Source organism: Flavobacterium humidisoli (assembly GCF_023272795.1).
Taxonomy (GTDB): domain Bacteria; phylum Bacteroidota; class Bacteroidia; order Flavobacteriales; family Flavobacteriaceae; genus Flavobacterium; species Flavobacterium humidisoli.
On sequence record NZ_CP096829.1, the window covers coordinates 2,375,873 to 2,390,563 of the forward strand.

Sequence of the window (14,691 nt, forward strand, 5' to 3'; positions counted from 1 at the left end):
GTGGTATTTATAGGTAGGAGTTAATTTTGCTTAGGTTTGTTTTTGGCTTGTAATTTTTTAATTTTTTATGAGATCTGGGCAATACTCATATTTTGAAGGTTACGAATTTGAGTTTAAATCGATATCTCCTCGAACTTGATTAGGGTTTATTTCGATTATTCCAGATGTTAAATCGTATCCTAATTCTTCTAGATCTTCATTGCTTAATCCGTTATTAAAAAGAATATATTTCTTTTTCAATGTATTTTCAACCAATGTTGTTTTATAAGTGATCTCCCAGATAAAGTAATCGTTTATATTCCAGTAAGTATGTTCATTGGTATATTGCTTTTCTTTTACCTTAAAGATCGAATTGCTATCTATAAGTGTATTATTATTGCTTCTGGACAATACAGCTTTATCAACTCTTTGCGCAATATCGAATGCATTTGCATAACTTGTTGAAGAAATCATGTCAACAGGCAGAACGATGTATAAACAAAAAGCAACATCTGCTTTGTAATTTTTCTCTGAAGAGGTCTCCCAAGAAATATTATTGTATTTAAACATCACAATTGGTTCTTGTATTGAAGATTTAAAAATGGCATCACTGTAAAGATGAACATCTGGCGCATTAGAAGAAAACTCTGTTTCAATTGCGCTCTTTTTTTCGGTATAGAATTCTTTTAAAATCATATGTTGGATTATTTTTAAGCAAATATAAAACATATGTTTTGTTTTTGCAAACATATTACATATAAATATGCAGTAATTTCAGTAATATGATTTAACTGTTTAATTATTAATATGCACGGTAATTTATATTTTTGTTAAAATTTAAATACTGATAATCAGTATTTTATGAAATTTTTATTTAAAATAGCGATTATTAGCCATATATTGTGTAGTTTTGCAACATATACTTGAAGTTTTGCTTTAAGTAAAACATATTACATAATAAAACAAACGATTTGCAACATGGAAATACATGATAAAATAAAACGTATTATAGATGAAATGAAGTTAAATAATAACTCATTTGCAAAATTGATAGGAGTTACTAGCACAACTATAGATAGTATTACGATTGGAAGATTACAAGCTGATGGAGAAAGAAAAAGAACCAAACCTGGTTTTGATCTGCTCCAAAGTATTATTACACATTGTCATGTAATCCCTGAATATTTTTTTGGAGATAGCGAAGATATTTTTGCGAGTAAATCTAGTAATGCGGTTAGTTTGCATGTGCCAAAAATTATAACAGTAAATGAAGAGGGCGATGAAAATATCAATTTTGTGGGAGTAAAGGCTCGAGCAGGATATTTAGACGGATATTCCGATCCTGAATATATGGAAAGTCTTCCTTCTTTTAGCATGCCGATGCTTAAAAACGGCACTTACAGATGTTTTGAAATTAAAGGAAATTCGATGTCTACCACAATACATGATGGAGATTATCTTTTTGGAAAGTATGTGGATAATTTTGATGATATACTAGACGGAAGAATTTATGTAATTGTGAGTAAAAATGATGGAGTAGTAGTAAAAAGGGTTTTGAATAGAATTAGAGAAAGCGGAAAATTGATATTAAAATCAGATAATCGAGACGGAAATTATCCAATGTATTCTATTTATGCCGAAGATATTCTGGAAGTTTGGTATGCGAGTATGTACGCTTCGAGACAAATGCCTGATCCAATTAATATTTATGAAAAGCTGCATGCGCTAGAAAGTAAATATTTTGAATTGGAGGAAACTCTCAAAAAGAAACTGAATTAATATCATTTTTTTTTTAAGTTTTAAAATCAAAAAATGCCTCTTGTAATTTTTAACAAGAGGCATTTTAATTTTAGATTACATGGATTTAAGAAATATATCCTGTTCCTGTTCCTGTTTGTGCCGATGCTGAACCTGTTGTGGCTACTGTTGTAGTTACAAGCCCAGATCTAACGAAGATATCAATGGCTTCGGCTAATTTTGACGCAATATTATCTATAGAGGTACTGCCATCATCTGTTTTTGCTTTTTCCTTAATTAATAGATCTTTTATAGCTAGCTCTAAAGCTGATTTATTTAAAGGCATAATTTATTATTTTAAGATTTCGTTTAAATTTTGTTTTGTCTCTAAAAATTTAGCTGCATTTATAGGTATTCCTGATGGACCGACCGGTGTAGTAACTGTTATTTTAGCAATTTCTTCAAGGAAATTCTCTAATTCGGTCCATAAATTTTTTCCTCCAGCACTCATTTTAAATTTATCATCCATTTCAAAAGTTAATTTGTCTTTTACCAATGAAACTTTTGTATCTGCAATTGTGGCTTCAAAACCATCTTTGATGATTACTTTTACTTCTTTGTCTTTTAAATTGAAAATAGTACTTCCTTCGTTAATGCTGATTTTTTGCTCATCGATGCTAAAACTATTTTTAGAAATTTCCTTTCCATTTTCATCATAAAAAGTAGTGCTGATGTTAGCAGATTCTTTGCTGTTAAAATCTAATTGAGCAATATTTTTATAGGAAGGCGCTGAAGCAGCAGAAGAATCATTACTGTTTTTTTCTTTAAATAGCATTTTAAATTTATCTACATCAGTATCAATTTCCAGATAACGATTTTGTTCATTTTTAAAGCGGATAAAAGTACGTTCGACTTCAGATAATTGCGAAATAAATGCTCTTGTTTCAACTCCATCAATAACTGTAGCCAAAACCCAACTGTCTTTTTTAGGAACAGAAATAATTCCTTCTTCCAAATCTTGAATTGAAGCTTTTAATCGTACATTTTTAATAATTGCACCATCAGCGCGCATTATATTTACGGTATAAGCATCTTCGGGATCATGGAGCGAAGTTTTTTCAGTATTGATTTCGATGACTTTTGCAGCAAAGGTTTCAATGATTCGATTTTTACTGGCGACATCTTTTATTAGGTTTGTTATATTCCCCATTTGTTTTCTTTTTAGATTTCTACTCTTCTTCCAATATAAATTCTTTGTCTGTAGCCATTTTCACCATAACTGCGTTCTACTTTCTCTACCTGAAAAGTGCCATTTTTTTCCTTATCCTTTGCATTTTCAAGTATTACTTTGTCTGTTGGTCTTACAAATGGTTCTCCAAAAGTGAGAAAAGAACCTTCAAATCCGCTTGGCTTACATTCCATGGCTCTTAAAGCACCATATTGATACAATTCTGAAGCAGTTTTTGTCACTGCATTTTTGAAAGCTTCGGGATTATTTGGTAAATCTTCACTATCATCATGTAAAACATGCGTTTTGATTAATTGACCATTTGGATCTCCTAATTCCACATACACGGGAGTATTGGAGTTCTTAAAATACTTTTCAATTCGAATACGTGTATTTTTTGTTGACTCTTTAACAACAATTAGTTTGTCTTCTATAATGTTATAGCGAAATCTAAAATGAACCTGTCCTAAAAAACGGTCAGAAACAGATTTGCTTAATTTATTAAGCTGAGAACCTAAAAGACTTAAACCTTGATTGATTAGTTTTTTGACTAATGTTCCTGCGAGCGGACTTTTAATAAAATTTCTATCTATAAAACTGCTTAGTTCACTTACAGTGTGTTGCTGCGGGTTATTGGTAATGGTTAATACCGGACCAGCTTCTTCGGTTTTAAAATACGTATAGATTCCTTTGTCTTTTAGCATCTCAAAAACTTGTGCCAAACTGTGACTTCGATTGATCATTATGTTTCCTAATTCTTCGTCGAGAGCATTTATTTTAAAAGGAAATTTCAATTCTTTCATTCTTTTTTCAAAAAAAGTTTTAGGATTAAAACTGTCAACATTTGTGGTCGGATTTGTAGCGACGGCATTAAGGGTGTCTTTTGAATTTTGAACATTGTCATCTTTTACCGCTTTTACTTTTTTGAAGGCATACATGGCATCTTCACACGAAATAGTTGCAGTTACATCAGATTGGACTCCTGTGATATAACCTCTAAAAGCCGGTTTGTAATCTCCATCATATCCTAAAAATATCTCGATGTAATTTTCTATTTTAAAGAAATCATGAATAGTTTTTTCTTCTCCATTTGCATTTTGAAATAAGCTTTGATCAAATCCTTTCGTATCAGTATATACTTTTTTGGGCATCACAATAGTTGCTGTATCAGTCAACGATTTATATGAACTGTTTATTTCTACATTTTTTACATAAGTAAATTCATAAAATTTAGGACTTGGTATAAGGCTTACTGTTTCGTATACCTTAATTTTAGCATTTAGTTTAAGCATTGTCTCTAATTATTAGTTCTACAGTTTCATCTGATGTGGCGCTGGCCGTAAACTTTTGGATGTTTTTTGTTCCAGAAATTGAGGGTATAGAATATGAATCGATAACGAGTTCATAAATTCCAAATCGATTTAGAATGGCATGGGTAACTCTTAAAGAATAAGGCGCATTTAAGAATTGTTTCAATAAAAAAAGCTTTTCTTTTGGATATTCATCTCCTGCTTCATTCGCAATTAATCCTTCTATGGAAATGCTAAAATCGCCATTTGTAATATGTTCTTTGATTGTTGAATCTCTTCCTTCGATTCCTTCTTTTTTGATAATTTTTGAACGATTTAGATTTACAGTAACCGCATCTATTCGTAAACTGGGCAAATTAAGATCATTTTTTAGAAGAGGTTCAAAAACTAAAGGAGCAAAAACTCTAAGATTAAATTCGCCCCCAGTTTTATCTATAATAAAATCTTTTGATTCAGATTCGTTATAGTTTAGGCCACTATATTGAATGTCTTTGTTTTCTAAAATTTCATTTACATTAAAATTGAATTTCATAATAATTTATTTTTTTGTTTTAATTTGAAAATGTTTGTGCGAAAGCTGTCATGAATGTGTTTTCCATTCTTTTCTCATTGTGTTTTTGCAGCCAGAGAGCTTCTTCCAGAAGTTTATAAAACTCATCTGTTGGTAATTGGTAAGGATCTACCTGAAACGCATATCTGATTAGAGCTGCCGATTTTTTGAATTCATCTTTCTGCGGAGTTACGTCTATGGTAAACTCGCTATCTTTTTTAATCATTTCTACAATCGAATTTCCAGCAGAAAGCATAAATTCATCTTCGTAAATTTCGTTTTCTAAGGCACATTCTTTAAACAAAAACAAGATCGCCTCATGGGGATTATCTTTGTAAATATTTTGATAATTTAGAAATGTATTAAAAGAAGGTTTTTTACAATAAACCGTAACCATTTGATCATCAGAAGTAAGTTTGAGCAAGGAGCCGTATTTTTCTTTTAGGTTTTGAATTGTCATTTCGTCAAGCATTTTTTTATGTTTTCGATAAGAATTAAATATTGGTGTCTCTGAATTCTTTTTTGACTGCTTCTTCCAGGCTTTCGTTTTTTGGAGAAACGTTTAATGGAGTGATTGTAAACTGTTCGATAAAAATGTTTCCTTCAGAAGTCTGAGCCAAAGGATTTTTAAAATTGCTCATGTCTGGTGCAGGAGGTGTTTCTCCTAAATCTTTTGATGTAAAATCCATGATTGGTTCTCGTTTTAATAGTTAAATAAGAATAGATGAGTTAAGTGTATAGCTGAGGTGTCTGCTTTCTAAAATGTTTTGAATGCAGAATTTTTTTTATGCTGTTTAAGTAAACTAATAGCCGGAATTAGAGTATGTAAAAATAGGGCTTAAAGAGGTGAAAAGCGAAAATTATGGAGCTCGTTTTCAGTAGTTTCAGTAAAAAATAAGATTACTTATGAATGTTTAGATATTCATTTCAATAACTAAATGTTTTATTTTTTAGGAACATAAAAAACAGAATTAAAGATTCTTAATCTTTTTGATTCTGGTTTTGGATTATATCAAATATTAGAGCAGATACATTTTTAATGTTTGGTTTTTATTCTCACTAAGGTTTCCCATTCTCCCAACCAGTTACTTTCTAAATCAGTTTCTTTATAAGTGCCATTATTGCTATATTCTATTAATCTGTAAGATGATTCGAAGGCATCAAATTGATTGGTTAAGCTACCTCCTAAATATAATCTTGGCCTTAAAGTGGCAGGTGATTCTCCAGTAGTAACATTCATTGTGAGTTGAAATAATAAAGATGGATTTTCAGATAATATGCTATTTACAGTATTTGAATTCATTATCATAAATTCAGCTAATTTCAAACCGCTTTTTCTACGAGTAACGGAATTATATGGAGAAGGTAATGCACCTTGAAAGATTGGATCTAAGTAACCATAATCTGGATTAAGATATCGGACTGTATTTTCAATTATACCATTTCGATTCTCAATATTGTTATAAAATAAGTTAGTGCCATTATAACTGTTTATATCTGATAAGGTTATATTTTCTATAATTGCTTCTGTAAGTGGTTCGAAACTGCTTATTAAATTCGTATCCCCACCATAATAGGTTGCTTCTGCTAGGAAATTTCCTTCGCAATAGCCAATTACACTGTCGCCAATTTCTAATTTATCTGTTGTATTGGGGTCAACTTTAAAAATTAGAAATTCTCCCGATGGAATAATCTTTTGGCTATTTTTTAATTGGTCAATATCCTCAATATCTCCTGCCGGAATTTTTTCATATTTATGTCGAAAGGAATCCCATGTATCCGAAAATTGGGTTTGTGTTGGTTTTAAACCCGTTCGAAACCAGTTTTTTATAGTTTTTAATGCTTGTATAGCCATGTTTTTGTTTTTTAGTTTATTGTATTGATGAAGTGTAATGGGCTTAAAAATGCACCAAAGTTCAAGAAAGATTTAAGATTTTTGATAGGGCCTTGATACATCGGAGTAAAGAGAAGTTGTTTTTTGAATGCTTTTTAAATAGAAATGTTAAAACTAGAATTCTTAAAGAACTACATAAGCCAAACTATTATTATAGAATTCTTTTGTACTGCCACTTATTACAGTCAATGATGTTTCATTTGTGCCTGAATTCCAAATAGTTCCTTGTATTGTTATTGTGCCAGATCCAGCATTTATAATCTGAAACCTTATTTTATTATTCCCAAATACAGGAGGTAAATTCCAAGTTACAGGGGCATTTCCTGTATAGGTATAATACATAGTGAGAGCGTTATTATTTAGAGTTATCGTATCACTTGAATTAATGATGGCATTATCGTTTATTGCATTTATTTTGTACTCTAAATACTCTTTGGTAGCAATAGCTTTTCCTGTGCTTTCAGATTTAATGTCTGAAAGTAAGGTACTTGGTAAATAGCCTAGTCCTCTGGAATCAGTATAAAAGTCTGGATTAGAAATTACATTGCCAGATTGGTCAACTATTAAAGAGTTTCTATAAGTTGGACGGCTAAATCTTGTGTAAACTTTATTTGTTCTACTGGCTACATAAACGGCTCCATCACCCCCAACGGCAAGACATTGTGGCCCTGCAGCAGTAGCACCTAGTACTGTTGAAATTCCATTAGGAGAAGTTTTTGTAACCCCATTACTGCCAATTGTATAAACATTACTTTGATTATCTACTTTAAGATCCCAACCTCCTGTAACAGTGTTTGATAATATGGTAGTAGTCCCATCAGGAGCAATTTTATAAAGATTGGTAGTTCCTGAAAGACCATAAGCGTATATATATCCGGTATTTTGGTCAGTTGCCAAACAAATTGCGCCGTTTAAAGAACCTGTCCTGAGCTCCGACATAGTACCATTTGGAGATATTTTTCTAATCATACCATTATCATGAAGTATATACATCATGCCAGAAGCTTTGTGCCTAGTAAAAGCATATACTGAAGGGGCTATAGGTTGGGGTTCAGATGCTAATAATTTAATAATACCTTCTGGAGTTATGGTGTAAATTTCTCTTAGTGAAGTTAGAATACCTAAGACATACATAGTATCATGCTCATCAATCTCAATTCCAACATAAGTTCTGTTGGGTAGTGTTGCCCATGTAGTGGTAACTGTGCCATTTTTATCTATTTTGGTTATAGTTGATGCGGATCTATTTACAGTAAAAAGATTTCCTTTACTGTCCATAACAATTCCAGATGGATATGCTCCTGTATCAGCAATAATAGTTGTCACACCGTCGATGGTAGTTTTCCTTACATTACTATCGATTCTATCTGTTAGATAAGTATTGCCAAAATTATCAACAAGCATATCCCATGGATATGAACCAGTTGTTCCAAACATTATTGGTGTACTTTCTATTGTTTTAGCTGAAATATTAGGTAATTTTAAACCTGAATAATCAGCAACTGTACTACTAATTTTTGTTGAAGGTCTCAAAATTGTAACTTCATCTGGAGTATCAAGTATGCCACTGTCTACAATTTCGCTTCCAGAGTTGTTAAATTTGGAGATGTAGTTTGGAGTTCCTGAAATAGATCCACTGCTTAGTGATTCAAGGTCTGATGTGGTAGCTAATGTATAAGTGCCTGATTCCTTATCAGGGAATTTATAATGTAAGCCTCTTCCAATTGTATAACTGCTATCATTTAAGGTTACTTTTGTGTAGCATCCTTCTCCTCCTGATCCGATTGATCTGCTGATAAAATCAGCATTGTAAGTGGTATTTGCAAACTCGTTTGACGCTCCTGATTTGCTATCTGAAGCAAACAAACCAGTCCCGTTCAGATTTATATAAGTGGGTGATGCAAAATAATTAAACATAGCAATGTTAGAGTACCCTATATTGCCGTTATCCAATACACTTTGTAAATTTTGATTACCTCCTGTAATTTCGTCTGTCGTCGCTAACGTATAATTACCATTAGGCTTATCAATTGGTAAACTATAAGTAGTTTGAGTTGTGGTGTTATAAGGAACTTTAAAAATATTATACCATCCATTAGTTCCATTATCATTATTTAATAAAGTGATGCCTTCATTTGTTGCAGATATATTGCTGTGAACATGCCCTGGCCCAGGTTCTGAATGACTTAAACTGGCAAATGTATTGCCTAAAACCATAGATGATCTAGTATTGTTGTCACCTGTAATTAATTCAATGGTTCTTGAATCAGGATCTCCATCCAATAATTTTACTTTACTATTTCCTCCTTCGAACTGAGCGATATTTCCTGTTTCTAGAGTTTGTTGCAAGTCCTGAGAACCTCCTCCAAACTCACTTCTAGGAACAGATTTTACTTCATTATCTGCACCATAAACCAAAACATTGTCGGTTGGTTCTCCTTCATTTACTGCATTTAGTTGTAAAGATTTATTAATTATTTGTGTTCCTTTTGATAATTGTTTTTCGTCAGGCTTTGATGCTATATTTTCTTTCATTTTTTTGCTTTTTTAATTAATAATGTACTTTATAGTATCTCCTCAAAGAAAACACTCAGGATTATTAGAAATCTATATCTTCAATAATTCTGAGTGCTTCATTAAGTGATTTAAAAGTTTTAAAATGCTTAAATTTTTTTACGATTTTTTCTTTATGAAACTATAAATCCCTCCGAATCTTCAAAGTCCCCAAGAGTATCTGTTAATTGTAAAATTGTGCCAGAAGGCAAATCAAGCCAATACACATATAATTTAGGATAATATCCTGTTGGCCACGCAGTAGAAAATTCCATTTCTCCAGGTCTTTTGTATTTAACAGCAATTCCATTATATGCACCGCAGGTATAGGATCTTAACAGTATTTCGTCTGCAAGCTCATAAGTGATAGAGTTAGAGTCAAATGATATAATTTTTCCAACTAGATTATTCGGTTTAGTAAAACTGGTCATCAAACTTTTATCTCCGCCGTAATAGGTTGCTTCGGCAAGGAAATTTCCTTCGCAGTAGCCAATTACGCTATCACCGATTTCTAATTCGTCTGCTGTATTGGGAGCAACTTTAAAAATTAAAAACTCCCCAAATGGAATAATTTTCTGCCCTGTTACCTGATCAATGTTTTCAATATCTTCCAAAGGAATCTTATCATTTTTATGTCGAAAAGAATCCCAAGTATCCCAAAATTGAGTTTGTGTTGGTTTTAAACCAGTCCTAAACCAGTTTTTGATTGTCTTTAATGTTTGAATTGCCATTTTTTTGATTTTAAAATTATTTAGTAATGAATAGATTAAATTCTTTTTTCGAATTCGAGCAAGAATCTAAGTATGGATGTCTTTTTTTGTTTTTAGAAATTATTCTCATCTTTTGAAAATAAAGGAGTAATGCTTGGTAATACAGCCGATAAAAACAAACCGATCAATTTAATTCGGTTAATTGTGATTAAAGACAGGCCAGCTTGTTGCAAAAGGTCAAATTTGGTATCAATAATTCCTGTTGTTATAATTAAAATACTCGCTAATACGGCAATAGTTTTCTGATTCATATTTTTAAGTTTTAGTTTTTTATGTTTTTAAAGAATGTGGTTTCGTTCTCATTGCCGAAGATTAAATTTTGCTTCAAAGTAGCATAAGTTCTTATCAGGTATTTTAGGCATTTTACTGATGCCAAATGCAAATCCGTAATCCATGATGACTATTGTTTTAAATTGATTAATAAATAAAGTTGTAGTTGTTTTTTGAAGAGAATAAGATTGGAGCTTGACAGATAAATATTGTTCAAAAACTATAACTCCATTTGATAATTTGAGGGTGTAAAAGTAAGCTGAAAGAATAGAAAATGAGTAAAAAAAAGAGGTCTGTTTTCAGTAGTTTCAGTAGAAAATAAACTTGCTGAAACTACTGAATACAAGTGGTTTGTGGTTTTGAAATCACAAATATCGATAGTATTTTTACACCAGAAAAAACACATAAGCGATGAGTAAAAATACAATTCACAATTTCAATCTTTCCATACAAAATAGTGCTGAAATTCAAAACTCAGAACACTTAACCGAAACTATTATCAAAGAGTTGGCTAAAGTTTCAAACGAAATGAATCAGCAAAAAGATATAGCTCAATTATGGCAGGAGCAACAAGATAAAAATGCCAGTTTAAACGTTTCTAATTTCTCAACCGAAGGCGGCGCTACTGAAACATTTGCTAAAACCAAAGAAGCAGCGCAATCAGTTAGCAATACTCCTTCGGTTTCAGGGAAAGCTATAGGAAATGAAACTAATAATGGATCGAAATTCATTGAAAAAGCTTCTTTAACAACTTTTAGCGCTCCAATCGCAGAAGGCTTTAGTGATACAACAAGAGGAACAATTTTAGGTTCTTCTGCATCAGTTATCACTACTTCTCCGATTTTGGGAGTAGAAAATGATTTAAATAGCGAATTTTCGTCGCAAGTTTATTCTAATGTTTCATTCCAAGAGGTGTTATCAGTTCCGCAAGCATTTCATACAAATAGTAATGAGCCAACAATTGAAGCTGTAAAAGCCGAAATCAAAAAGAAATTGGAGGAGGCAATAAAGGCAAATGATATAGAGATGATTAAATATTGGACTCGTATCGATAAAGCTTTGGAGGAAGAAGTAAAACTTACTGATTTTAAAAATGAATTGGCTTTTGCAGAAATGTATAAGGCGTTGAAGCAGTCACAACTATCATCCGTTGAAATTAAAAACTTTAATTGGGAACTCGTTCGTGAAAAAATGATTGCAGCGATTGATGCCAATTTATTGAAAGGAAAAATTTCTAAAGTGACGAAAATTCATTGGGATACAATCAAAAAACAGTTAGCTGATGATAAAATAAATATTGCCAATCTTTTTGAGCGATATGACGAATTGTTTTTATTGCTTAAAGAAGTTGAAGGACTTAATGCTCTGCCCAATACTATTACGATAACAACCAAAACGAAAATATATCCTAATTTAAGTAATCCTTATGCAGCTATTGGAAAGGAAGATGTGTACACATTCCTAAAAACAATCAATAATGTTGATGTTGCCGGAAGTAGTGTAAAACCTGGAGCAGTAAAAATTAAAAATAGCAATGAAACTTCATTTATTGTAGGCGAAAGTTTGGAGTTTTTCCTAGATGAAACCTTGTTAAAGCAAGAACAAAAAGAAAATATCAATTGGATTATTTACAAAGATGCTAAAAAAATAGGAGCAGAATTCGTAGATAAAGGTACATCATTTACTTATAATTTTGATACTCCAGGAAGTTATATTGTAGAAGCATATGGATTAAAACCTGGTGCAAATAAAAAAGCAACCGCTAGTAAATCAGCATTTGTAAAGCTTAATATAATTGCTCAGGAAATTGTAATTACGCCACCTGCAAACATTCAAAACAAATTGGCAAGAAATTCTGTAGGAGAGCAATTGTTCAAAGTATCTTTAAAAAATCCTGAAATAAAAACTCTAAATCCAGTAAAACTTTATTACCAAATAGCCTATAAAAATCGAGATAAAGTAACTACAATTTTAGAAGAAAAAGAACTTGATTCAACAGGAATCATTAAGCTGGCTATGCACAGTTTTGGAGAATACGCTATTAAAATTGCTAGCAAAGATCAATATGGTCTAATTGAAAACCAAATATTTAAAGTGATTAAAAACTTTGTTGAAAGTATCGATATCCTCTCGCTAGCTGACATCAACAACGATGTTTATTTATGGAATGAGACAAACCGAGACGCCATATTTGTTGCTCAAAGCTTTAAAATTGAACCTACTCAGCAAGAAAGAGAAAATGTAAAATGGTTGGTTTATGAAGAAAATGGTAAAACATATGTACCAGACGGATTAAAACTGCAAACAGAAAATGATGGGTCAGGAATACAATATTTATATAAAGGAGAAACGTTTATTTTACCAATTCCTAAAAAAGATGGTGTATTTATTGTTGAAGCTTACAGCAATATTATGGAAGGCTTAAAATCAAAATCAATCAAAAAAATATACGTCAAGTATCCAAAAGTAACAGAAACTTTTTGGGCTTACGGTGATGGAAATAAAAAGCAAACTTCTGGTTTTTCGGGAGAAATTAATCATATCAAAGCAAGGATCCCTGATTATTTGAATCAGCCAGTAAGAATTAAATTCTTTTTAAATGACAGTAAAGAGGTCAATTATTATAATGACACTAAAACAAACGGAAGCGGTGAAATAAATAAAAGCATAAAATTTGATGCCACCTTACAAAAGCATTTTGGAATTCAAAAAGGCAAAACGGCTAAAATTAGATTTGAGCTAGAAGGAATAAAAAATGGAAAACCATATTTGTTTAAGAAAGATAGCAATGTGTATGATGACGCAGTATTAAATGTTACTACCGTTGCTAAAGTAACAGATGCATATTTTGTTTATGATGGAAACCGTGTGTCGCCATTTACACAAGTTCCGTATGGAGCAAAAGTAACAGGAGTAGTTAAAACCTTAAACATGGTAGGGAAAGAAGCGGTATTAAAAGTTTATAAAGATTATCGTTATCCAAAACATAGTATAAAAATTATTGTTGATAGTGAAGGAACAGCAAAAATTGATTTTACCTTAAATAAAAAATGGCAAGAAATTAATTTCATGCCAGGATTAATGGATATGTTCTACATTGCAATGGTAGGGGTAGAATCTAAACTTTATTCTGAGAATGGATTGAATGCTATTGTAGTTAATAATGATACAAACGTTACAACAAGTAATTCTGTAATAACTGATACTGGATTAGGTATTATATGGGGAGCAAAAGTTAGTCCAGAATTCCGTAAAAAAGTTGTTCAGATTTGTAAGGAACTTTGGGGCGAGGAGAATAAATTAAAAATGGCAAATCAATTAATGATTTGTATGAATGTTGAAACTAAAGGTACATTTAGCGCAAGTGTAGGCTACCCGAAGGCAACAGGTTTGATACAATTTACAGGAGATGCTATAGATGAAATGAATAGAACACATAGGGGAAAAAAATATACAGGACCTGATTATAAAGATAAATTACTAACGAAATCAGATTTAAAAAATATGACTGAAATTAGACAGTTAAATTTTGTTAAGTTATATTTTCAGATGCATTTAGAGCGTTATAAAAGAACCATTGATAATGCTGAAGATATGTATATGGCAATTTTTGCTCCAATTGGTGTAGGAAAAGATGGGAGTGAAGTTCTCTATGATAAGGCGTTAAGTCCTAAAAATTATGGAGAAAATAAAAGTGCAGATGGAGAATATTGGGATGAGAAACAGTATCAAGTAGTAAAAGGAAAAAAAGATCAGAAAATAACAAAAAACGAATTGACGCCTAGAATTAAGCAATCGATTCACCTTGGTAAAATGTATGCAATAGAAATCGATGAAACTAGAAACTTGGACGTTGTTTTAGCAGAAAAAATAATAAAAGAAAAGAAAATTAAATTTAGTTCAATTCATCCATATTTGTCTACAAATGACAGAGCTAATGCAGATGATAATATCAAAGATGCTTCTGAAGGTAATAAAGTATATACAAGTGAATATGGACACGCAAGAGGTAAACAAGTTAAACTTTCTGTTGGGGTATTGTATGTTCTTCATGAATTAAGCAAAAAATATAAATTTAATGTCCAAGAGCTCGCAGGTGCTTCTCATTCTTCAGGTAGCCAACATTATAAAGGTACTGCGATAGATATTAATGAAATTGATGGGAAACATGTAGATTCTAAAAACTATGATGAAGAATTTTATGTAGAATTAACGAAAGCTGTTAAAGAAATGGGAGCTGTAAATGTTTTTCATCCTTATTATTCTGCTACTCGTGCAGATAGAGAAACCACAGAAGAAAGAAGGAAAAACCTCAGAAATGGAGAAAAATTAATTCCAAAATCGGATCACTGGAATCATATTCATATTCAATTTTAGTATATTCGTTAAAAAATTATAAT

General features: G+C 31.5%; 13 protein-coding genes. 2 read left to right on the top strand and 11 right to left on the bottom strand.

What is annotated here, in order from left to right:
• Window positions 1–99: 99 nt before the first annotated feature.
• Entirely contained in the window at window positions 100–675 is a 576-nt protein-coding gene (locus M0M44_RS10590; RefSeq protein WP_248729712.1) for a hypothetical protein, read from the bottom strand.
• Window positions 676–957: 282 nt separating this feature from the next.
• Here M0M44_RS10590 and M0M44_RS10595 point away from each other — a divergent pair, with 282 nt between their 5' ends.
• Entirely contained in the window at window positions 958–1,758 is an 801-nt protein-coding gene (locus M0M44_RS10595; RefSeq protein WP_248729713.1) for an XRE family transcriptional regulator, read from the top strand.
• A gap of 85 nt (window positions 1,759–1,843) precedes the next feature.
• On the opposite strand, the gene M0M44_RS10600 is transcribed toward M0M44_RS10595, so the two are convergent.
• The 10 genes from M0M44_RS10600 to M0M44_RS10645 form a co-directional block, all read right to left on the bottom strand.
• On the bottom strand, window positions 1,844–2,062 hold the full coding sequence (locus tag M0M44_RS10600; RefSeq protein ID WP_248729714.1) for a hypothetical protein: 219 nt from the start codon (window positions 2,060–2,062) through the stop codon (window positions 1,844–1,846).
• 6 nt (window positions 2,063–2,068) lie between these two features.
• Window positions 2,069–2,926, bottom strand: a complete 858-nt coding sequence (locus tag M0M44_RS10605; RefSeq protein ID WP_248729715.1) for a hypothetical protein — start codon at window positions 2,924–2,926, stop codon at window positions 2,069–2,071.
• Window positions 2,927–2,937: 11 nt separating this feature from the next.
• Entirely contained in the window at window positions 2,938–4,236 is a 1,299-nt protein-coding gene (locus M0M44_RS10610) for a hypothetical protein (protein WP_248729716.1), read from the bottom strand.
• Window positions 4,229–4,786, bottom strand: coding sequence for a DUF6046 domain-containing protein (locus M0M44_RS10615; protein WP_248729717.1), 558 nt, complete (start codon window positions 4,784–4,786; stop codon window positions 4,229–4,231). Before M0M44_RS10615 ends, M0M44_RS10610 begins: the two co-directional genes overlap by 8 nt.
• A gap of 19 nt (window positions 4,787–4,805) precedes the next feature.
• Complete coding sequence (locus tag M0M44_RS10620; RefSeq protein WP_248729718.1) at window positions 4,806–5,276, bottom strand: hypothetical protein; 471 nt, start codon at window positions 5,274–5,276, stop codon at window positions 4,806–4,808.
• 22 nt (window positions 5,277–5,298) lie between these two features.
• Window positions 5,299–5,493 carry a hypothetical protein gene (locus M0M44_RS10625; protein ID WP_248729719.1) on the bottom strand — a complete coding sequence of 65 codons (195 nt, stop codon included), beginning with the start codon at window positions 5,491–5,493 and terminating at the stop codon, window positions 5,299–5,301.
• A gap of 347 nt (window positions 5,494–5,840) precedes the next feature.
• Complete coding sequence (locus M0M44_RS10630; RefSeq protein WP_248729720.1) at window positions 5,841–6,659, bottom strand: hypothetical protein; 819 nt, start codon at window positions 6,657–6,659, stop codon at window positions 5,841–5,843.
• Window positions 6,660–6,821: 162 nt separating this feature from the next.
• On the bottom strand, window positions 6,822–9,233 hold the full coding sequence (locus M0M44_RS10635) for an NHL repeat-containing protein (RefSeq protein WP_248729721.1): 2,412 nt from the start codon (window positions 9,231–9,233) through the stop codon (window positions 6,822–6,824).
• 152 nt (window positions 9,234–9,385) lie between these two features.
• Window positions 9,386–9,982: a hypothetical protein gene (locus M0M44_RS10640; protein WP_248729722.1), complete on the bottom strand. Its 597-nt coding sequence runs from the start codon at window positions 9,980–9,982 to the stop codon at window positions 9,386–9,388.
• Window positions 9,983–10,074: 92 nt separating this feature from the next.
• The gene (locus M0M44_RS10645; RefSeq protein WP_248729723.1) at window positions 10,075–10,272 is read right to left on the bottom strand and encodes a hypothetical protein; all 198 of its coding nucleotides are present in this window, start codon (window positions 10,270–10,272) and stop codon (window positions 10,075–10,077) included.
• 430 nt (window positions 10,273–10,702) lie between these two features.
• On the opposite strand from M0M44_RS10645, the gene M0M44_RS10650 reads away from it, so the two are divergent.
• Window positions 10,703–14,668, top strand: coding sequence for a hypothetical protein (locus tag M0M44_RS10650; protein ID WP_248729724.1), 3,966 nt, complete (start codon window positions 10,703–10,705; stop codon window positions 14,666–14,668).
• Window positions 14,669–14,691: the final 23 nt, after the last annotated feature.